The organism is Sphingomonas sp. NFR15, assembly GCF_900103265.1.
Classification (GTDB): Bacteria; Pseudomonadota; Alphaproteobacteria; order Sphingomonadales; family Sphingomonadaceae; genus Sphingomonas; species Sphingomonas pollutisoli.
The window spans coordinates 86,813-106,502 of the sequence record NZ_FMWX01000004.1; the positions used below are offsets into that span (position 1 = coordinate 86,813).

A 19,690-nucleotide genomic window follows, 5' to 3' on the forward strand; every position below is an offset into this window, starting at 1 on the left:
GTGCTCGTCGCGCCGCCGCAACGCCTTATCCATTTGCGCGTGCCAGCGAATTGACCTTTACGTCAACATGCTAGTCTAAGGCGGTATGGGGGCCGACCAAAATATCATGTGGCAGGACGCGGTCGCGAGCGCGCTGGAATGGTGGCAAGACGCCGGCATCGGGGCACTCGCCGACGAGAGCTCGCGCGACTGGTTCGCCGCGCCCGCGCCGCCGCCCGCCGTCAAACGCGTCGTCGCCAATCAACCCGTCGCGCCGGTCGTTGTTCCGCTCCCCACCACGCTCGACGCCTTCCTAGCGTGGCGAACCGGGCCGGATGCCCCGGAGGCGGGATGGACCGGTGGCACCCCGATCGCCGCGCAGGGATCGCCGGGCGCCGAATTGATGGTGTTGGTCGATACGCCCGAACGCGACGATGTCGATCGTCTTCTCGACGGCGCGGCCGGGCGCTTGTTCGACCGGATGCTCGCCGCGATCGGGCACAATCGCGACACGGTGTATCTCGCGACGCTCTGCACCGTGCGGCCGCTGGCGGGGCGGATCGCGCCCGAAGTCGAGGAACGGCTCGCCGAGATCGCACGCCATCATGTCGCTTTGGTTGCGCCTAAGCGGCTGCTAATCCTCGGCAATGCGACGAGCCGAGCGCTGCTTGCGATGGATGTCGCGCGCGCGCGGGGCAGTTTACGCCGTGTTAACCATTTTCCGGCCATAGACGAGCAGAGGACCGAGGCGGTGGCGAGCTTCCATCCCCGCCTCCTGCTCGAAAGGCCAGCGCAAAAAGCGGAAGCCTGGAGAGATTTACAGATGTTGATCGGGGGAACCGGATCGTGACCGCGAAGTTCATTCTCGCCTGTACGCTTAGCCTGCTGCCCGTCGCCGCCTTCGCCGAACCGGCGCTTCCCACCACGGCGAGCGCCGCCGCGAGCCCCCTCGCCGCCGTTCCCGCGCAGCTCGATGCAGAGCAGCGCGCCGGCTACAGCGCGGTCTTCGCCAGCATCCGCGCGCAGAAATGGCAGGACGCGCGGCTCCAGCTCGACGCGATGAAGCCCGGCCCGCTCCATGCGATCGCCCGCGCCGAACTCGTCACCGCGAAGGGATCGCCCAAGGCCGATCTCGATCCGCTGATGAAATTGCTCGCCGATGCGCCCGAACTGCCGCAGGCGCAGCAGATCTACACGCTCGCCTCCTCACGCGGCGGCGTCGGGCTGCCCGCGCTGCCTCTGGCGCGCAAGCTCGCCTGGATCGACGGCGCGCCGCAGCGCCAGCGCGCTAAGGCGATCAAGAGCGACATGGTCGCCGGCGAACTCGCGATCCGCATGCAGCCGTTCGTGAAGGCCGATGACGGCGCCTCGGCGCAGGCCCTGCTCGAATCGATGCAGGGCCTGTCGAGCGACGCGACGACCGAATGGCAGCAGCGCGTGGCGTGGATGTATTATCTTGCCGGCGACGACGTAAACGCGCGCGCGATGGCGGCCAAGGCCGCCTCGGGCTATGGCGAATGGGCGGTACAGGGCAATTGGGTCGGTGCGCTCGCGGCGTGGCGCCAGCATGACTGCACCGCCGCCGGCACCGGCTTCGAAACCGTCGCCGCGCGGGCGTCCGATGTCGAGCTGCGTGCCGCCGGGCTGTATTGGGCGGCGCGTGCCGACATGGTCTGCGCACGGCCCGACCGGATCGAGGCGCGGCTGAAGAGCGCCGCGCAATATGGCGAGACCTTCTACGGGCTGCTGTCGCGGCAGGCGCTGGGGATGCGCGACCCGCTGCCGCGCGCCGGCACGGCGACGCTGGCACGCGATTGGGACGTGCTCTCGCGCCGTCCCAACATCCACGTCGCCGCCGCGCTCGCCGAGATCGGCGAGAACGACCTCGCCGACGAAGTGATCCGCCAGCAGGCGCGGATCGGCGATCCGTCCGAATTCCCCGCGCTGGTGCGCTTCACCGAGGCGCTCAACCTGCCCGCGACCTTGGTGTGGCTGTCGCATAACGGGCCGGTCGGCGCGACGCCGCCGGTCGAGGCACGCTTCCCCTCGCCCAACTGGACGCCCGATGGCGGCTGGCGCGTCGATAAGGCGCTGGTGTTCGCGCACACGCTCCAGGAATCGCGCTTCCGCACCACCGTGACCAGCCCGGCCGGCGCGTTCGGGCTGATGCAGGTGATGCCCGCCGCCGCGAGCGACATCGCGCGCAAGCACGGCCGCAGCTACGACCGCGCCGCGCTCTCGCGGCCGGGCGCGAACATGGAGGTGGGCCAATCCTATCTCGAGCAATTGCGCGACCAGTCCTGCACCGGCGGCCTGCTGCCCAAGGTGATCGCCGCCTATAATGCCGGCCCGTTGCCGGTCTCGCTCTGGAACGCACAGGCACGCGATGGCGGCGATCCGCTGCTCTACATCGAATCGATCCCGTATTGGGAGACGCGCGGGTACGTGACGACCGTGCTGCGCAACTATTGGGTCTATGAGGGGCAGACCGGCAAGAAGGCATCGCCGAGCCGCGCCGCGCTCGCGCAGGGGCTGTGGCCGCGCTTCCCCGGCCTGCCGGGCGCGACGGCGGTGCGGATGACCTCGTCGGGCGTGCGGCCGGTCTCGGTCGCCAGTGCCAATTGATTTGAACGCCGCGTTCCTGCCGGTCAGGATCGCGGTTCTCACCATCTCCGACACGCGCACGCCCGCCGACGACCGATCGGGCGACACATTGGTCGCGCGGCTGACCGAGGCCGGGCATGTCCTTGCCGAGCGGCGGATCGTGAAGGATGATGCTGACACGATCGTCGCGCGCCTCCACGCGCTGATCGACGATCCGCAGGTGGATTGCATCATCACCACCGGCGGCACCGGCGTGACCGGACGCGACGTGACCCCCGAGGCGATCGAGCGCGTCGCCGAAAAGATGATCCCCGGGTTCGGCGAACTGTTCCGCTGGCTCAGCTACCAGACGATCGGCACGTCGACCGTGCAATCGCGCGCATGCGCGTGCGTGACGCGCGGCACCTACATCTTCGCGCTGCCGGGCTCGACCGGCGCGGTGAAGGACGGATGGGACGGCATTCTAAAGGACCAGCTCGACAGCCGGCACAAGCCGTGCAACTTCGTGGAGCTGATGCCGCGCCTGCTGGAGCGCTGAACCCGATGCGGGAAAATGGGGCGACCGACGGGACTTGAACCCGCAACATCCGGCATCACAAGCCGGCGCTCTAACCAATTGAACTACGGTCGCCGTGAGAGGCGCGCTCCTAGCGGGCGCGGGGGGGCGCCGTCAAGGCCATCAAAGCCTGCCTTCGATCGAAAGCACATATCCTTTGTCGCCGCGCAGAAATCCGGCGCGCGCGAGCCGGTCCGCCGCGGCCGGATCATCGGAACGGATCGTCAGATCGGCGTGATAGCGCCCGTCCTGCCACAGCCGCAGCACGGCGCTCTCGGCCCCGGCTGGGCTGGCGAGCGGGAGCAGCAACGCCCCCGCGTCGCAGCGCGCTTCGCCCGCCATGCCCTGCCCCATCGCCACACCGCCGATTTCGCCGTCGAGCGACGCTTTCACGCGGCCGCTCGCGCGCACGCAGTCGCCGCCCTCGAAGCGGACATCGACCGAGTCGAGATCGAGCCCCGAGATCGGCGCGGGCGCGAAGATATTGCCGGTGGGAACGGTCGCGGTCATGCCGGAGAGGCCAAAACTATGGCGGCTGATCTCGATCGCGCCGTCGATGCTGCGGCCGAGATCGGTCGTCTTTCCGCTCAGCGCGACGCGCGCGCGCCCGACGAGCAGCGCGAGCGGCGACACCGCGACGTGCAGATCGCCGAGCGCCACGCGCCCGACCTGCGCCTCGCGCAGCGTGCCGCTCCAGACGCTGCCCTCCACCGCGCGCGCACTCAACCCCTGCTCGCCCACCCCGATCGCGCCAAGCGCGACGCGCATCGGCAGCAAGGCGAGCGCCGCCACCACGAACACCGCGCCGAAGATCGTGACCGGGCCGGTCGTCAGGCGGATACGCTTCATTGGCCTTGCGCCTTGACCGTCATCTGCACCGCCACCGTCGTGTCGCCATTGTCGGTCGCCGACAGCGACTCGACGAGGATGCCGCCGCCTTCGAGCGCAGCGATCCAGCCGAGCAGCGCGGCGGGCTTGGCCTTGGCGATCGCCACCTGCACCCCGCCACCGGGGGCCGGGCCGACGCTGGCGAGATCGAATCCCGCCTCGCTGGCGCGGTCGCGGATGACGGTGTCGAGCGGGCCGGCAAGCTGTGCGCCGCCGCTCCTGCGCAGCGCCTCGACCGAGCGGACGCGCGTCTGCGTCTCCCCGAAGCGAATCACCGCATCGGTATAGCGGGTCTTCGCCGACGACAGCGCATCGCCGATCGGCAGATACAATGCCCAGACGATCGTGATGACGAACAGCGCCGCCATCGCGATCAGGAGTCGCTTCTCGCGGAGCGTGCGCGCGTCGAACCAGAGCTTGAGGGCGGCGATCATCGCGGCTTCACCGTGAGCGTTCCGGTGACGCGCCCGCCCGAGGCGGTGAGCGCCGCACCGGGATCGACCGCGAGGCCGGCGGCGCGAAGCCGCTGCTGGAGATCGGTCACCGCCCCCTCGCCCTCCGCCGCAATGCCGACGCGAAGCGTGCCATCGGACGCGAAGGCGAGGTTCGTCACCTCCGCGCCGCGCACCGCGCGCACCGCGCTGAACACGGTCGCGGCGGTGCGGCTGAAGCCCAGCCCCGGCCCGCGCAGCCGCACGAGGCGCGCGTCGAGTTGACGGGCGGCGTCGTTGACGGTTTCGCCCTGCGGCAGCCCGGCGCGCGCGGCGAGATCGGCGCGCTGTTCCAGATCGGCGGCGGCGACATCATACTTCACGATCCGCACGACCGAGATCGCCAAGCTAGCGCCGAGAATCCCGAGACCGAGCCAGCCGAGCCGCCGCACCAAGGCCCAATCGATCGCGAACCGCGCGCGGCGGGCGAACACGCCCTGCCGCAGATCGAGCGCGGGCGCCGCCACCGCCGCGACGATCGCCGCGTCGAGCTCTGCCCCCTCCAGCCGCTCGGGGGCGATCCCGCCGGTGAGCAGTTCGGTGAGCCCGGCCTCGTCGGCGAAGCCCGTGGTCGCGCCGCGCACGATGGTCTCGCCGCCCAGATCGGCGGCGACGAAGCCGCTTTCGGGGCGCGGCAGCAGCAGCGGGGCGGGCAGGAGCGCGCCGGCGTCGACACCGTTCGCCGCGAGCATGTCGAGCCAGCCGCGCATGCGCGACAGCGCGACGACGCCGATCGGCCGCTCGCTGCCGCTCCCCTCGCGGCCGACCGCGACATGGAGATCGTTGAGCGGCGCGGCGCTCGCCTCGGCGGCGAGGATGCGCGCCGCCGTCACCGCCTGCGCGGCCGAGCGATCCGGGAGTTCGGCCCAATGCAACGTCACCGCGTCGGCGGGCGTCACCACCAGCGGCGTGGTTTCGGGCGCGAGCGCCGGCACCCCCTCGCCCCGCGCCGCGACCACGCCGCCGCTGACGCGAAGCCACCGCCACGGCGCGGTGCCGCTCGGCAGGAAGAGGATGAGGGTTTCGCTCATGACAGCTCACCCCATTGCCGGGAGACGAGCCGTGCGGGAAGCGTGGATGCGTCGATCAGGCTGTTTTGCTGAAGATCGGTACCGTTGACGCGGACATCCGCGCGCAGCGCGAACCATCGGGTCGTGACCGCGCTCGTCGACGGCGCATCGCCGATATCGCCCGCCGCGCCGAACGCGGACGAATGCCAGAACTTGGCGGTATCGTCATAGCCGGCGGCGGGCCTGCCGAGCAGCGCGCGCCGCACCGCCGCGACATTGGGCGTGCCGGGCATCAACACCGCGAGCAAGGGCGCCTGTTCGGGCAGCACCGTGTTGACGTTGATTCGCGCCGGCTCCGCGACCGGCAACGCGCAGACCCACGGGCGCAGCGCCGCATAGATTTCGGGCGTGACCCCCATCACCGCGCGAAGTTCGCTCGGGTCGGCCATCAGCGTGTTGGCGGTGCGGTACGGCGTTTCGAGCCCGCCATAGTCGCCGTCCTCGGCGCCGCCGCTCAGCGCCTGTGTGTCGCTGTCGATCCAGTCGGTCGCGGCCGCCGCGATCCCTTCCGGCGAGCGCGCGGGCGCGCCGACGAGGCGGATGAGCGTTGCGAATCGCACCGCCGCCGCCGGATTGGCGACATAGCTGCCATCGGACTGTTTGATGACGAGGCCGTTGAGGTTGAAGCAATTGCCGCCGTCGGTGATACGGAGCGTGGCGACGCCGCCCGTCACCGGCAGCGGGATCGGCGTGTCGCTCCAGTCGCCGGCCAGCGACACGCGGGTGCCCTCCCGCCCGAGCAGATCGCTGATCCGGTCGACCGCCAGCGCCTCGCCCGCCTCCGCGAAGGCACGCGCCTGATCGAGCGCGACGGCATTGCCGCCGAGCCTGGTGGCGATGCGCAGCCGCTCGAGCGCGGTCGCCGCGAGCACGGCGATCACCGCGACCAGGAGCAGCACCGTCAGCAATGCCGCGCCGGTCTCGGAAGGTTTGCGCTCAGCCACCGGCACGCTCGCCATAGCCGGTGCCGACGAGGAAGAGCTCGCGATATTCGGTGCCGTCGCCGCGCGTCAGTCGCATTTCGAGCGCTTGCGGCAGCGGGGCGCGCGGCGATCCCTCCCAGCGGTCGCTCCACGCGCCGTCGATGCGGTAGCGCAGCGCGACCCGCCGGACTCCCGAGAGCATCGCCGTCGCCGGATATGGCGCGGCGCCGTCCAGCATCGGATAGGCGACGCGGGTGAGCGTGTCGCCGTCGAGCCGGTATTCGACCTTCTGCAAGCCGGCGCGGCGGGCGCCGTCGAGATTGCTCCAGCCGCCGCGCACCAGCCGCAGCATCGGGCTGGCGCCCCAATCGCGCTCGCCGGTGAAGGCGGGCACCGGATCGCCACGGTCATTGCGGGTCTGGCGGAGCGACGCCTGCGCGAGATCGGCCTGCAGCATCGCGGAGAGCCGATTGAGCGCCGACGTGTCATCGAGCTTGCCCGCCATGACGCCCTGCGCGCGCACGCTGAACGACAGCAACGCGACCCCGGCAGCGGCGAGCATGCCGAAGATCAGCAGCGAGATCATCACTTCGACGAGGGTGAAGCCGGACTGGCCCCGGTTGTCATCCCAGACGGGTTGCGGGGTCCACGGCTCCGCACGATCGGACGCCACCGCGCCTACGGGTCGGCGGCTGCCGGAACCAGTCCGGCGTGACGAAACGCGCATCGTCACGCGCCTCGCCCCGATCGGATCATCGTCAGCCTGCCCGCCGAGCGGCCATCGCGGTCGGTGACGGTCACGTCGATGCGCAGGATTCGCGCATCCCCGGTCGCGGCGACGGTGCGGGTCCAGTTCCACGCCCTGCCGCCATTTTGCTCGACGCCGTTGGCGATGCCGAGCGCGGGCGGCTTGGCGTCCGTCACCGCCTCGATCGCGACGTTGCGGGCGACGATCTGCCCGGTCAGCGTGGTGTCGAGAATGCCGGCACCCCGGATCGTCGCGCCTTCGAGCCGGATCAGCGCGAGCGCGGCGAGGGCGAATACCGCGAGCGCGACCATCATCTCGATGAGGGTGAAGCCCCGCTCTCCAACCGTTCGTGTCGAGCGAAGTCGAGACACCTGCGCCCGACGCCTGTCCCTCGACTTCGCTCGGGACGAACGGGGGGCGACGCGCTTATCCACCGACCCGCACCGTCCCGTCCGCGCCGACATGCACGTCGCTCGCCTGCCCGTCGCGGAGCAGACGCACGTCGAACGGGCGGTCGGCGAGGCCGGTCGAATCGAACACGATTCGGTCGCGTCCGGCGATGCCGGTCGCCGCCTGCGTGCCCGCGCCCCATTGCGTCACCCGCAGCGGCTTGTCCGAGATCGCCTGCCATGTCCCGTCGCGCCGCACGTCGAAGCCATAGCCCGCCGCCGTCACCCAGATACTGACCGGACGCGCCTGGACGATGGCGAGATCGTGCGCCGCGCGCACGCGCAGCGCGAAACGCGCCGCCTCGTCGGCGAGCCGGCCGCGCGGATCGGGCAGGCTCAGCGCCACCGCCGCCGAGGCGAGGCCGATGACCGTGACGACGATCATCAGTTCGACCAGCGTGAAGCCGCGCTCGCGCGTGGCGTGCCGGTTACTCCCAGCTACCGATATCGGCATCGACGCCCTCGCCGCCATCCTTGCCGTCCGCGCCGAGCGTCCAGACATCCGCTTCGCCGTGCTGGCCGGGGGAGGCATAGAGATAGGGGCGGTTCCAAGGATCGAGCGGCAGCTTCTTGAGATAGCCGCCCTTCTGGTATTTGGACGCATCGACGCCCGCCGGCGCATTGACGAGCGCGTTCAGACCATCGGACGTCGACGGAAACGCGCCGTTCGACAGTTTGTAGAGTTCGAGCGCCTGTTCGATCGTGGCGATATCGGCCTTGGCGCGGGTGATGCGCGCCTTGTCGCCGCTCGGGAACACGTTGATGACGACGATCGCGGCGAGCAGGCCGATGATGACGATCACCACCATCAGTTCGACCAGCGTGAAGCCCTCCTGCATGGGGCGGCGCTTGCGGATCGGGGCCTTGCGATTCATGATGGTCCTCATTCGTGTCACTGGCCGGCCAGCGTGTTGAGCTGGAGGATCGGCAGCAGGATCGATAGCACGATCGTGGCGACGACACCCCCCATCACGACGATGATGAGCGGTTCGAGCAACGACAGCGCGGTCGCGGTGAAACGGTCGAACTCGCGCTCGAGATAATCGGCGGCGCGCGCGAGCATCTCGTCGAGCTGCCCAGCGGCCTCGCCCGAGGCGACCAGATAGGTCAGCAGCGGCGGGAACACGCCGGCGCGCAGCATCGCCGCCGACAGGCTGCCGCCGCCGCGAATCGACTCGACGATCTCGTCGGTGGCGCGCCGCAGCCGAGCGTTGTGGATCGTGCCCGAGGTCAGCACCAGCCCGTCGAGCAGCGGCAGCCGGCTCGACACCATCGTCGCGAGCGTGCGCGCCATCCGCGCCGCGTGGAGATCGCGCAGCAGCCGGCCGAGCAGAGGAAGGCGTAGCAGCCGGCTGTCGAACGCATATTTGATGCCCGGGCGCTTCATCCCCTGCCAGAAGCCGATGCCGCCCAGCACGATCATCAGCGCGATCAGCCACCACCAGCGCACCAGCGCGTGCGACACGCCGATCACGATCCGCGTCAGCAGCGGCAATTGCTGGCCGACGGTGTCGAACTGTTCGACCACTTGCGGCACGACGAACATCATCAGCGCGGTGACGACCGCGGTCGCCACCAGCGCGAGCACGCACGGATAGGCGAGCGCGGTCACGATCCGGCCGTTGATCTCGGCCTGCCGCTCCAGCAGCGCGGAGAGCCGTTCGAGGATCTCGGGAAGCGCGCCCGACCGCTCGCCCGCCGCGACCATCGCGCGGTAGAGCGGCGGGAAGCTCTTCGGCTCGCGCGCCATCGAATCGGCGAGGCGGCGGCCCTCCACCACGCCGGCGTGGACCGCATGGACGATGTCGCGGACATGGTCCTGCTCGGTCTGGCGCGTGATCGTGCGCAGCGCCTCTTCGAGCGGCGAGACGCGGTTGAGCGTTGCAAGCTGGCGCGTGAACAGCGTGAGCTGCTTGGTGCTCATCCGCCGGCGACCAATGCGGACGTTCGAGAAGAGCGCCTTGCCGCGCGGCGGCAGGGATGAGCCGGGTTCGAGCTTTAGGACGTACAGCCCCTTGCGATCGAGCATGGCGCGCGCGGAGTCGAGCGAGGGCGCGGCGACGTGCCCGCGCACCTCGCGGCCCTTGGTGTCGACGACGAGATAGTCGAAGTCAGGCACTTATCTCCTCCCCTCCCTGGAAGGGAGGGGTCGGGGGTGGGTAGCTCTCGTTGGAACGCAGCGCCGGCCCCGAACCGACCCACCCCCAGCCCCTCCCTTCCAGGGAGGGGAGCAAGAAGGAAGGTTAGCCACGATCGACCGTTTCTGGCTCAACCACCAGCGGCGCCTCGACATCCGCCATGTCGCGCCGCGACACGCGTACCGCTTCCTCGGGCGTGGTCTTGCCTTCGCGCACCAATTGCCGCGCCGCCGCACCGAGGTTCTGCGCGTGGAGGAAGGCGTGGCGCGCGATCAGCGATTCGTCGCCGCCGTCGTTGATGAGGCGGCGCAGCGTTTCGTCGATCCGTACCGCCTCGAACACGCCGATCCGCCCCTTGAAGCCGCTATGCCCGCACTCGTCGCAGCCGACCGCCTCATAGACGACCGTGCCGGTATCGAAGCCGAGCAGCGCCGAGACCGAGCCCGATGCCTGCACCGGCCGCCGGCATTGCTCGCACAAGCGCCGCACCAGCCGCTGCGCGATCACCGCGCGCAGCGTCGAGGCGAGCAGGAACGGCTCGATCTTCATGTCGCGCATCCGCGTGATCGCGCCGACCGCGTCGTTGGTGTGGACGGTCGAGAGCACGAGGTGACCGGTCAGCGACGCCTGCACGGCGATTTCGGCGGTCTCGCGATCGCGGATTTCGCCGACCATCACCACGTCCGGGTCTTGCCGCAGGATCGCGCGCAGCCCCGCCGCGAAGGTGAGCCCGACCTTGGGGTTGACCTGGGTCTGGCCGACACCGTCGATCGCATATTCGACCGGGTCTTCGACGGTCAGGATATTGCGGCTGCCGTCGTTGAGCAGGCGCAAGGCGGCGTAGAGCGTGGTCGTCTTGCCCGATCCGGTCGGCCCGGTGACGAGCACGATGCCGTTCGGCTCGGTCAGCGTCGCCTTGAGCATCGCGTTCATCGCATCGGTCATACCGAGCACGTCGAGGGTGATGCCGGCGTTCTCCTTGTCGAGAATGCGCAGCACCACACGCTCTCCCGCCCGGCTCGGCAGCGTCGAGACGCGCACGTCGAGCAGCTTCCCGCCGAGCGTCAGCCCGATGCGTCCGTCCTGCGGGATGCGCCGCTCGGCGATGTCGAGCCGCGCCATCACTTTCACGCGGCTAACCACCACCGGCGCGACGTGCGGCGGCATCCGCAGCGTCTCGCGCAGCACGCCGTCGATCCGCATCCGCACGACGAGGCCGGTCTCATACGGCTCGATGTGGATATCGGACACGCCGTTGCGCGCCGCGTCGGCGATGATGCCGTTGATGAGCCGGATCGCCGGCGCATCGTCGGCGGTGTCGAGCAGGTCGTCGGCGGTCGGCAGGTCGCCGGCGAGGATGTCGAGTTCGCCGGCCATGCCGATCCCGCCCGCCGCCATCGCGGCCGCCTGCCCGTCCATCGCGTAACGATCGGACAGGAGGCGATCGAACGCATCCGCCGGCACGATGCCGATGTCGAACGGCTGGGCGAGATGCCTGCGCAGTTCGAGCAGCACCCTGGGATCGCCGCCCTCGCGCATCGCGACGGAGAGATGCCCGTCGGCGGCATCGCCGAGCACCACCCCGAAGCGCCGCGCGAACGCATAAGGGATGGTGACGACGCCGGCGGGCAGGGCTGCGGGTTCGGCAAGGTCGAGCACCGAGGCCATCTTCATTTCTCCGGTCGGACGATCTGCGTCGAGTTTCTGACCACGGGCACGCCGATGCGCGGGTCTTCGATGTTGCCGGGCACGGGCGCGCTCGGGATCGGCGGCGCGGCGCCCATGTAATCGCGCACCAGCTCGTCGATCGAGGGCTCATCCACCGGGTTCTGCTGGCCCTGCTGGAGCCGCAGATAGCCGTAGCGCTGCGAGGTGAGCCGCTGCGTGTCCTCGGGCGTGCGCAGCACGGTCGGGCGGATGAAGATCATCAGATTGGTCTTGGTGCGCTGCTTCGCCTTGGAGCGGAACAACTGGCCGAGCGCGGGAATGTCGCCGAGCAGGGGCACCTTCTCGATCGTGCGGCGCTCATCGTCGCTGAGCAGGCCGCCGATGATCGCGATCTGGCCGTCATCGACCGTCATCGTCGTCTCGACCTCACGCTTGTTGAGGATCAAATCGCTATTGTCGCTGGAGACCGGACCGGCAACCGAACTGACCTGCTGGTGAAGGATCAGCTTGATCGACCCGCTCGAATTGACCTGCGGGCGGACCTGCAACTGGATGCCGACATTCTCGCGCTGGACCGTGCGGAAGGCATTGTCGAAATTCTGGCTGAGCGCCTGGCCCGTCGTGATCGGAATCTCCTGGCCGACGAGGATGCGCGCTTCCTGATTGTCGAGCGTGGTCAGCGACGGGGCTTGCAGCAGGTTCGACGTGGTGTCGGACTTCACCGCATTGATGATCGCGCCGAAGATCGCGTTCTTGCCGATGTTGGTGACGCCGCCGCCGAACCCGCCGGTCGCGCCGAGGATCGAGGTGAGCGCCGACTGGGCGAGCGCGTCGCTCACCGCATTGTTGGTGGTGGTGACGGTGGTGTTGCCGTTGACGGTGGTCGTGGTGGTGTTGAGCGACCGCGCGCCGACCGCGCCCGCGATCGTCAGCAGATTGGGCGCGGAGTTGCTGTAGCTGGTCGCGAAGGTGGGGATGCCGCTGCCGGGCAGGCCGGCGAGCAGGAACTGCACCCCGAGCTTGCTCGCGGTCGCATCCGACACTTCCGCGACGATCGCCTCGACGAGCACCTGCTCACGCCGCGTATCGAGCTGGCGCACGACTTCGGACAATTGCCGCTGCACCTCGGCCGGCGCGGCGATGACGATCGCATTGGCGCCGGCGAAGCGCGTGACGACCGCGGCGGTCTTGCCGCCCTCGGCGGTGACGGCGGCCTGGGCCGGCGCGGTGCCGGTCTGCACCGGCTGGCTTTGCGGGGGTACGATGTTGGTGTTGGGCGATCCCGCGCCGAAGCCGTTCGACCCGCCGCCGCCGGTGCCGCCGAACGTCGATTGCGAAAGCTGCTGGGTCTGCACCGGCGTCGGCGCCTGGCCGACGAGCTGCTGGAGCACGGGCAGCAATTGCTCGGCATCGGCATTTTCGAGGAAGACCACCTTGATCTCGGTGCCGTTCTTGGCGCGCGCATCGAGATCCTGCGCGACCGCCGCCAGCCGCGCGACGCTCGCCGCGTCGCCGCGCAGCGCGACCGCGTTCGAACTGGTGACCGCGACGACGCTCACCGCCGACGGGCTGCCGGGTTGCGCCGACCCGCCGGCCCCGCTCCCCTGCCCGGTGAGTGCCTGGAGCGCGCTCGCGATCTCGCGCGCGCCGGCGTTCTTGAGCGCGATCACGCGCGTGGCCGCGGTGTCCGTGTCGATCCGGCGCAGCACCTCGCGCACGCGGCGCACATTGTCGGCGAAATCGACGATGACGACCGAATTGCCGCCGCGATTTGCCGTGACCGAACCCTGCGTACTGACGAGGCCGCGCACCGTATCGACCGCCGAGGCGGCGTCGATCGAGCGCAGCCGGACGATTTCGGTGACGAGGCTGTTGCGCGCCGCGCCGCCGGTTCCGACCCGGCTCGGCTGCGACGCGGCATTGTCGATCGGCTGGATGCGGAACGCGCCGTTCGAGGTCGGCACCGCGACGAGGCCGTTGGCGCGCAACGTCGAGAGGAACACTTCGAAATATTCGGAGCGGGTGAGTGGCCGGTCTGTGACGACCGTCACCTTCCCCTGCACACGCGCGTCGATGATGAAGGTCCGGCCGGTCACGCGCGCGGCATCGGCGATGAAGGCGCGGACATCGGCGTCGCGCACGTTCATCGTCGTCTGCGCGGCAATCGGGCCGGCGCAGGCGAGCGCGAGCAAGGGAGCGAGAATCAGTTTCTTCATGGACCTGCTATCGTGATGGCGAGCGGCAGGGTCTGGTCGCCCCGTTCGACCGTGACCGAGAGTGTGCCGCCCCCGGCGAATTGACCGCCGAGACGTTCGAGATCGCCCGCTCCGCCGACCGGCCGCCCGTTGATCGCGGTGACGACGTCGCCGTCGCGGAGCCCCGCCTGGCGGAACGCGGTCGCGCCGCCCTGCGGGCGCACGACGAGGCCGCTGACCCGGCCGCCATCGACACGCGGGATGATGCCGGTCTCGGCGCGAAGCTGCGAAAGTGTCAGCCCCGCCGCCGGCGCACCGGGCGCGAGCAGCGGTGCGGATGGGGGCGGGGGCGGCGGCGCGGCGCCGGCATCGCCCTGGGCGAGGAACAGATCCTCGACCGCGCCGCCCCGGTCGATCGTGACATGATCGAACGCGACCGCCTTGAGCGTCGCGCCGGGCGCGACCTCCTGCCCGACCGCGATGCTCTTCTGCACGCCGTCCGGCCCGGCGATGATCGCCGAGCCGCCGCCCATCGCGCCGTCGATCCGCGTGCCGAACAATGTCAATTCGAGCGACGTGACGGTCGCTGGCTGCGCGTCGTCGCCCGAGAGGCGGAAGAACGGATCGAAGCCGCGCAGCACGTCGCCCGGCGCGCCGGGCACCGAGACTCCCGCCGGCCGCCAGTCACCGAGCGGGGCGACCGGGGTGACGACCGCCCACGCCAGCCGCGCGCATTGCACCGCCAGCACCGCGATCAGCGCCAGCTCGGCCGCCGAATAGACCGTGACCCGCGGTAGCCGGCGCGACAGCGCCCGTGCGCGCGGATCGAGAACCAATCGCATTCTGAACAGACCACCCCGGCAACCGTGCGCACCCGCTAGGAAAGATGTGTTACAGTCACAGGTCGGTCGTGTGAACCTTTTCCGCACGCGCTGCGGCGGCGGATCACCATGCCGTTCGGCATGGTGGGCGCGACAGGGATTGAACCTGTGACCCCACCCGTGTGAAGGGTGTGCTCTACCGCTGAGCTACGCGCCCATCGCCTCTACCCCGGTGGGGCCGCGATGCTTCATCGGCTTTCGCCAACGAAATAGGGCGGCTCGCCGCCGCCCTGTTCCGTGCCTCTTAAGACAGGCCATCGGGGCTTGTCCAGCCCCTCCGGCACATTCCCGTCGTCAGTTCACCGAATCCTTGAGGCCCTTGCCCGCCTTGAACTTGGGCTGCGACGACGCCTTGATCGTCATCGGCTCGCCGGTGCGCGGGTTGCGGCCGGTCGATGCCTTGCGCTTGCTCACCGAAAACGTCCCGAAACCCACCAGACGCACCTCGTCGCCCTTCTTCAACGCCTCGGAGATCGCGTCGAACACAGCCTCGACCGCCTTGCTCGCATCACCCTTGCCGAGACCGGATGCGTCGGCAACCGTGCCGATCAACTCCTGCTTGTTCATGCCCGCGGAACCCCCGTTACAATGGAAACTGATTCTCGGCTCAAAAAGCCGGTATTCCAGTAACGACAGGCGGGCCGGGGCTGTCAAAGCAATTTGCGTTCAACCCCGACAAAACGCGGCGGAATTCCGTCTCTTCCGCCGCGTTAACGATCAATGTCGACGCTCGCCGCCGATCGGGGCGACGCCCACCGGCGGTTGCGCGGCGAGATCATCCTCCTCGGTCCACGAGATCGGCTCGATCGGCGCGGTGAGCGCGAGGCGCAGCACCTCGTCGACATGGCTGACGGGCACGATCTTCAGCCCCGCGCGGATATTGGCCGGGATCTCGGCGAGATCCTTCTCATTCTCCTGCGGGATCAGCACCGTGGTGATGCCGCCGCGCAGCGCCGCGAGCAGCTTCTCCTTGAGGCCGCCGATCGGCAGCACGCGGCCACGCAGCGTCACCTCGCCGGTCATCGCCACCTCGCGGCGCACCGCAACACCGGTGAGGGTCGAGACGATCGAGGTGACGATGCCCACGCCCGCCGACGGACCATCCTTGGGCACGGCACCCTCGGGCAGGTGGATGTGGATGTCCTTGCGCGCGAACAGGCTCGGCTTGATGCCGTAGCTGGGCGACCGCGCCTTGACGAAGCTGAACGCCGTCTCGATCGACTCCTTCATCACGTCGCCGAGCTTGCCGGTCACTTTGGCGGCGCCCTTGCCCGGCACGGTGACGCTCTCGATGGTCAGCAACTCGCCGCCCACCTCGGTCCAGGCGAGACCAGTGACGGCACCGATCTGATTCTCCTCTTCCCCGAGGCCGTGACGATATTTCTTCACGCCCGCGAAGTCGGCGATGTTGTCGGGCGTGATCGTGACGGTCTCGTCCTTGCCTTCGAGAATGCGGCGCAGGGCCTTGCGCGCGAGCTTGGCGATCTCGCGTTCCAGCGTGCGCACCCCCGCCTCTCGCGTGTAATATTGGATCAGCGCGCGCAGCCCTTCGGTGGTGAGCGTGAACTCACCGTCCTTGAGCCCGTGCGCCTCGATCTGCTTGCCGATCAGGTGACGCTCGGCGATCTCGACCTTCTCGTCCTCGGTATAGCCTTCGAGCCGGATGATCTCCATGCGGTCGAGCAGCGGCTGCGGCAGGTTGAGCGTGTTTGCGGTCGTCACGAACATCACGTCCGACAGATCGATGTCGATCTCCAGATAATGGTCGTTGAACTTGCTGTTCTGCTCGGGATCGAGCACCTCAAGCAGCGCCGAGGCCGGGTCGCCGCGGAAATCCTGGCCAAGCTTGTCGATTTCGTCGAGCAGGAACAGCGGGTTGCTGGTGCCGGCCTTCTTGAGATTGGTCACGATCTTGCCCGGCAGCGAGCCGATATACGTGCGGCGGTGGCCGCGAATTTCCGCTTCGTCGCGGACCCCGCCCAAAGACTGGCGGATGAACTCGCGCCCGGTCGCCTTGGCGATCGACTTGCCGAGGCTGGTCTTGCCGACGCCGGGCGGCCCGACGAGGCACAGGATCGGCCCCTTCAGCTTGTTGGTGCGCGCCTGCACCGCGAGATATTCAATGATCCGATCCTTGACCTTCTCCAGCGCATAATGGTCCTCGTCGAGCACCGCCTGCGCCGCCGAGATGTCGCGCTTGATCTTGGACTTCTTGCCCCACGGCAGGCCGAGCAGCACGTCGAGATAGTTGCGCACGACGGTCGCTTCGGCGCTCATCGGCGCCATCGTCTTGAGCTTCTTGAGCTCGGCGGTCGCCTTGGTGCGCGCTTCCTTCGAGAGCTTGAGCGTCGCGATCTTCTGGGTCAGCTCGGCGATCTCGTCACCCTCGCCTTCCTCGCCCTCGTTGCCGAGTTCGCGCTGGATCGCCTTCAACTGCTCGTTGAGGTAATATTCGCGTTGGGTCTTCTCCATCTGGCGCTTGACCCGGCTCTTGATCTTCTTCTCGACCTGGAGGACGCCGAGCTCGCCTTCCATGAAGGCGAACACCATCTCCAGCCGCTTGGCCGGGTCGGTCTCCACCAGCAAAGCCTGCTTGTCCGACACCTTGACCGAGATGTTGGCCGCGACCGAGTCGGCGAGCTGGCTCGGCTCCTCGATCTCGCTCAATTGTACTGCGGTTTCCGCCGGCAGCTTGCGGTTGAGCTTGGCGTAATTCTCGAACTGATCGATCACCGAGCGCATCAGCGCGGCGACCTCATGCGTCACCTGCTTCTCCGCCTCGGCGAGATCGTCGGCGCCGGCATCACCCTCCAGCAGATCGACCGAGGCGGTCAGATGGCCCTCGGACGTTGCGAGATCGCTGAACTTCGCACGCTTCTTGCCCTCGACCAGCACGCGCACCGTGCCATCGGGCAGCTTGAGCAATTGCAGCACGGTGGCGGTGACACCGATGTCGTAGAGGTCGTCGCGATCGGGGTCGTCCTCGGCCGGATCGAGCTGCGCGACCAGGAAAATCTCCTTGTCGGCGGCCATCGCCGCTTCCAGCGCCGCGACCGACTTGTCGCGGCCGACGAACAGCGGCACGATCATGTGCGGGAAGACAACGATGTCACGTAGCGGCAGAACAGGGTAGATTTGGGTCATGGAAACTCCGGGGAACGCGAACGACGCGCCTTGTTCTTCCTTATATGGTGTGTGCGCGCTTTCCATCAATCGCCGTTCGCCGATGAACGGGGCATGAGGATACCCACCGCGGTCCTGCCGGCGGCGGCGCTGCTGCTCGGCGCGGCCGATCTGCCCGGTCCGGGCGAACCCGCACTGACACCGCAGACCGCGCGTTCGGGCGGCCCGATCGACCCGGAGCAGGCGAAACTGTCTTTCGACGCGGCCGATCTGCGATTCGAAGTGTTCCCAGAAGCGGAGCGGATCGCCGGCGTGGCGACGCTGAGCTTCACCGCGCGCGCGCCGCTCGATCGGTTGCTGATCGATCTCGACCGCAACCTGCCGGTCAGTGCGGTCGCGATCGACGGCGTGGCGCTACCGGCGCGCGCCTGGAGCAACCCGGAGGGCAAGCTCACGATCACGCTGCCGCATCGCGTGGCGGCGGGCGGGCGGGTGAGCGCGCGCATCACCTACGCAGGCACACCGCATGTCGCGGTGAAGGCGCCGTGGGACGACGGCTTCGTCTGGGCCAAGACCCCCGACGGCCACCCGTGGGTGGCGACCACCGCCGAAGGCAATGGCTGCGACCTGTTCTGGCCGTGCCTCGACTTCCCGACCGGGCGGCCTGGCGTCGCGACGCTGCACATCACCGTGCCTGCGGGCCTGAAGGCGCCCTCCAACGGCAAATTGCTCGGCGTGGACACGCTCGCCGACGGCCGCACCACCTGGAACTGGCGCGTCAAACACCCGACGACCTACGGCATCGCGCTCAACGTCGGCCCCTATGAGCAACTCTCGGGCAGCTACAAGAGCCGCTTCGGCAACACGATCCCGCTCTTCTACTGGTACCTGCCCGGCGAGGACACGCAGGCGCGCGCGCTGTTCGCCGAGTTCGCGCCGACGCTCGACTTCTTCGAAAGCGAGATCGGCCCCTACCCCTTCGGCGACGAAAAGCTCGGCGTGGTCGAGACCCCGCACAAGGGCATGGAGCACCAGACGATCAACGCCTATGGCAACGGCTATGCCAAGGCGCCGGAGGGTTTCGACTGGCTGTTCCAGCACGAGCTCGCGCACGAATGGTTCGGCAACCAGCTTTCCGCGCGCGACTGGGACGATTTCTGGCTGCACGAAGGCTATGCGACCTACATGCAGCCGTTCTACGGCCTGTGGCGCGAGGGCGATGCCCGCTACGCGACGATGCTCGACGACCAGCGCAACAAGATCACCAATCTGCGGCCGATGGTTTCGGGCGCGTCCCGCACCGAAGAGGATGTCTACCGGATCGATCGCGGCGGCCCGGGGCAGGACATCTATTACAAGGGCGCGTGGATGCTCCACACCTTGCGCTGGCTGATCGGCGACCGCGCGTTTCGCGATGTGACCCGGCTGGCGGTCTATGGGCGGAGCGATCCCAAGCCGGGCAATTTCACCCCGCGTTTCGTGACGAGCGCCGACTATCAGGCGATCGTCACGCGCGTGACCGGCAAGGATTACGGTTGGTTCTTCGACGTCTATTTGCGCCAGGCCGCGCTGCCCGATCTGCTGAGCGAGCGGCGTGACGGCGCGCTGAACCTGCATTGGGCGGCACCGGGCGGGCGGCCCTTCCCGATGCCGTTGGCGGTGCGGGTCGCCGGGCGGACGGTCCGGCTGGCGATGGCGAATGGCACCGGCCGCATCGCGGTGGCCGCCGGCGCGCATGTCGTGATCGACCCCGACGCGCGGGTGTTGCGGCGCTCGGCGGCGGTGGAGGCGTATCAAGCGTGGCGGGACGCGCAGCGCAAGGCGCAGTGATGCCACTATGTCCCCACCGTTCGCACTGAGCGAAGTCGAAGTGCGTGCCTTTGAAAGCGGCGCGCTCGTGACACGTGCTTCGACTTCGCTCAGCACGAACGGTGAAGGAGGCTCACGTTTGACTGCCCGCGAACGGTGAAGAAAGGT

General features: G+C 68.9%; 18 protein-coding genes and 2 tRNA genes. 4 read left to right on the forward strand and 16 right to left on the reverse strand.

Going from position 1 to position 19,690, the window contains the following annotated elements; translation table 11 throughout:
• The first annotated feature begins 85 nt into the window (after window positions 1-85).
• From BLS81_RS11120 to moaB, 3 genes are read left to right on the forward strand one after another with little or no spacing between them, the layout of a single operon-like run.
• A complete protein-coding gene (locus tag BLS81_RS11120) occupies window positions 86-829 on the forward strand; it encodes a uracil-DNA glycosylase family protein (RefSeq protein WP_093223878.1) in 744 nt (247 codons plus the stop codon).
• Window positions 826-2,604 carry a lytic transglycosylase domain-containing protein gene (locus BLS81_RS11125; RefSeq protein ID WP_093223880.1) on the forward strand — a complete coding sequence of 593 codons (1,779 nt, stop codon included), beginning with the start codon at window positions 826-828 and terminating at the stop codon, window positions 2,602-2,604. Before BLS81_RS11120 ends, BLS81_RS11125 begins: the two co-directional genes overlap by 4 nt.
• The gene (gene moaB / locus BLS81_RS11130) at window positions 2,594-3,121 is read left to right on the forward strand and encodes a molybdenum cofactor biosynthesis protein B (RefSeq protein ID WP_093223881.1); all 528 of its coding nucleotides are present in this window, start codon (window positions 2,594-2,596) and stop codon (window positions 3,119-3,121) included. Before BLS81_RS11125 ends, moaB begins: the two co-directional genes overlap by 11 nt.
• A 16-nt stretch (window positions 3,122-3,137) precedes the next feature.
• Here the strand turns inward: moaB and BLS81_RS11135 are convergent.
• The 16 genes from BLS81_RS11135 to lon all read right to left on the reverse strand — a co-directional run bounded on the left by BLS81_RS11135 (window position 3,138) and on the right by lon (window position 17,734).
• Window positions 3,138-3,214: transfer RNA gene (locus BLS81_RS11135), tRNA-His, on the reverse strand.
• Between the two features lie 48 nt (window positions 3,215-3,262).
• Window positions 3,263-3,988 (reverse strand): type II secretion system protein N, encoded by a 726-nt coding sequence (gene gspN / locus BLS81_RS11140; protein WP_093223883.1) that lies wholly within the window; start codon window positions 3,986-3,988, stop codon window positions 3,263-3,265.
• Window positions 3,985-4,461 carry a type II secretion system protein GspM gene (gene gspM, locus BLS81_RS11145; RefSeq protein ID WP_093223884.1) on the reverse strand — a complete coding sequence of 159 codons (477 nt, stop codon included), beginning with the start codon at window positions 4,459-4,461 and terminating at the stop codon, window positions 3,985-3,987. The genes gspN and gspM overlap by 4 nt, the downstream gene beginning before the upstream one ends.
• Window positions 4,458-5,549, reverse strand: coding sequence for a type II secretion system protein GspL (gene gspL / locus BLS81_RS11150; RefSeq protein ID WP_093223886.1), 1,092 nt, complete (start codon window positions 5,547-5,549; stop codon window positions 4,458-4,460). Before gspL ends, gspM begins: the two co-directional genes overlap by 4 nt.
• A complete protein-coding gene (gene gspK, locus BLS81_RS11155) occupies window positions 5,546-6,532 on the reverse strand; it encodes a type II secretion system minor pseudopilin GspK (RefSeq protein ID WP_256326197.1) in 987 nt (328 codons plus the stop codon). Before gspK ends, gspL begins: the two co-directional genes overlap by 4 nt.
• The gene (gspJ, locus tag BLS81_RS11160) at window positions 6,525-7,184 is read right to left on the reverse strand and encodes a type II secretion system minor pseudopilin GspJ (protein WP_256326198.1); all 660 of its coding nucleotides are present in this window, start codon (window positions 7,182-7,184) and stop codon (window positions 6,525-6,527) included. Before gspJ ends, gspK begins: the two co-directional genes overlap by 8 nt.
• Window positions 7,185-7,240: 56 nt before the next feature.
• On the reverse strand, window positions 7,241-7,630 hold the full coding sequence (gene gspI, locus BLS81_RS11165; protein WP_256326199.1) for a type II secretion system minor pseudopilin GspI: 390 nt from the start codon (window positions 7,628-7,630) through the stop codon (window positions 7,241-7,243).
• A gap of 55 nt (window positions 7,631-7,685) precedes the next feature.
• Window positions 7,686-8,162 (reverse strand): GspH/FimT family pseudopilin, encoded by a 477-nt coding sequence (locus BLS81_RS11170; RefSeq protein WP_093223893.1) that lies wholly within the window; start codon window positions 8,160-8,162, stop codon window positions 7,686-7,688.
• A complete protein-coding gene (gene gspG / locus BLS81_RS11175; protein WP_176787133.1) occupies window positions 8,137-8,583 on the reverse strand; it encodes a type II secretion system major pseudopilin GspG in 447 nt (148 codons plus the stop codon). Before gspG ends, BLS81_RS11170 begins: the two co-directional genes overlap by 26 nt.
• Before the next feature lie 17 nt (window positions 8,584-8,600).
• Complete coding sequence (gene gspF / locus BLS81_RS11180) at window positions 8,601-9,827, reverse strand: type II secretion system inner membrane protein GspF (RefSeq protein WP_093223895.1); 1,227 nt, start codon at window positions 9,825-9,827, stop codon at window positions 8,601-8,603.
• A gap of 124 nt (window positions 9,828-9,951) precedes the next feature.
• Window positions 9,952-11,514 (reverse strand): GspE/PulE family protein, encoded by a 1,563-nt coding sequence (locus tag BLS81_RS11185; protein WP_093224248.1) that lies wholly within the window; start codon window positions 11,512-11,514, stop codon window positions 9,952-9,954.
• 2 nt (window positions 11,515-11,516) lie between these two features.
• Entirely contained in the window at window positions 11,517-13,730 is a 2,214-nt protein-coding gene (gspD, locus tag BLS81_RS11190) for a type II secretion system secretin GspD (RefSeq protein ID WP_093223897.1), read from the reverse strand.
• On the reverse strand, window positions 13,727-14,551 hold the full coding sequence (locus BLS81_RS11195; RefSeq protein WP_093223899.1) for a type II secretion system protein N: 825 nt from the start codon (window positions 14,549-14,551) through the stop codon (window positions 13,727-13,729). The genes gspD and BLS81_RS11195 overlap by 4 nt, the downstream gene beginning before the upstream one ends.
• Window positions 14,552-14,672: 121 nt before the next feature.
• Window positions 14,673-14,747 (reverse strand) — tRNA-Val (locus tag BLS81_RS11200).
• A 137-nt stretch (window positions 14,748-14,884) separates the two neighbouring features.
• Window positions 14,885-15,157, reverse strand: coding sequence for an HU family DNA-binding protein (locus tag BLS81_RS11205; RefSeq protein WP_093223901.1), 273 nt, complete (start codon window positions 15,155-15,157; stop codon window positions 14,885-14,887).
• Window positions 15,158-15,307: 150 nt separating this feature from the next.
• Window positions 15,308-17,734 (reverse strand): endopeptidase La, encoded by a 2,427-nt coding sequence (lon, locus tag BLS81_RS11210; RefSeq protein WP_093224249.1) that lies wholly within the window; start codon window positions 17,732-17,734, stop codon window positions 15,308-15,310.
• Between the two features lie 93 nt (window positions 17,735-17,827).
• Between lon and BLS81_RS11215 the strand changes: the two genes are divergently transcribed.
• The gene (locus tag BLS81_RS11215) at window positions 17,828-19,543 is read left to right on the forward strand and encodes a M1 family metallopeptidase (protein ID WP_093223903.1); all 1,716 of its coding nucleotides are present in this window, start codon (window positions 17,828-17,830) and stop codon (window positions 19,541-19,543) included.
• Window positions 19,544-19,690: the final 147 nt, after the last annotated feature.

What these genes read in the sequence shown, in the direction of transcription:
- BLS81_RS11215 (WP_093223903.1), top strand. Translation starts at nt 17,828, where the DNA reads ATGAGGATACCCACCGCGGTCCTGCCGGCGGCGGCGCTGCTGCTCGGC.
- BLS81_RS11185 (WP_093224248.1), bottom strand. Translation starts at nt 11,514, where the DNA reads ATGGCCTCGGTGCTCGACCTTGCCGAACCCGCAGCCCTGCCCGCCGGC.
- BLS81_RS11205 (WP_093223901.1), bottom strand. Translation starts at nt 15,157, where the DNA reads ATGAACAAGCAGGAGTTGATCGGCACGGTTGCCGACGCATCCGGTCTC.
- BLS81_RS11170 (WP_093223893.1), bottom strand. Translation starts at nt 8,162, where the DNA reads ATGCCGATATCGGTAGCTGGGAGTAACCGGCACGCCACGCGCGAGCGC.
- BLS81_RS11195 (WP_093223899.1), bottom strand. Translation starts at nt 14,551, where the DNA reads ATGCGATTGGTTCTCGATCCGCGCGCACGGGCGCTGTCGCGCCGGCTA.
- gspM (WP_093223884.1), bottom strand. Translation starts at nt 4,461, where the DNA reads ATGATCGCCGCCCTCAAGCTCTGGTTCGACGCGCGCACGCTCCGCGAG.
- BLS81_RS11120 (WP_093223878.1), top strand. Translation starts at nt 86, where the DNA reads ATGGGGGCCGACCAAAATATCATGTGGCAGGACGCGGTCGCGAGCGCG.
- gspD (WP_093223897.1), bottom strand. Translation starts at nt 13,730, where the DNA reads ATGAAGAAACTGATTCTCGCTCCCTTGCTCGCGCTCGCCTGCGCCGGC.
- lon (WP_093224249.1), bottom strand. Translation starts at nt 17,734, where the DNA reads ATGACCCAAATCTACCCTGTTCTGCCGCTACGTGACATCGTTGTCTTC.
- gspG (WP_176787133.1), bottom strand. Translation starts at nt 8,583, where the DNA reads ATGAATCGCAAGGCCCCGATCCGCAAGCGCCGCCCCATGCAGGAGGGC.
- gspL (WP_093223886.1), bottom strand. Translation starts at nt 5,549, where the DNA reads ATGAGCGAAACCCTCATCCTCTTCCTGCCGAGCGGCACCGCGCCGTGG.
- gspN (WP_093223883.1), bottom strand. Translation starts at nt 3,988, where the DNA reads ATGAAGCGTATCCGCCTGACGACCGGCCCGGTCACGATCTTCGGCGCG.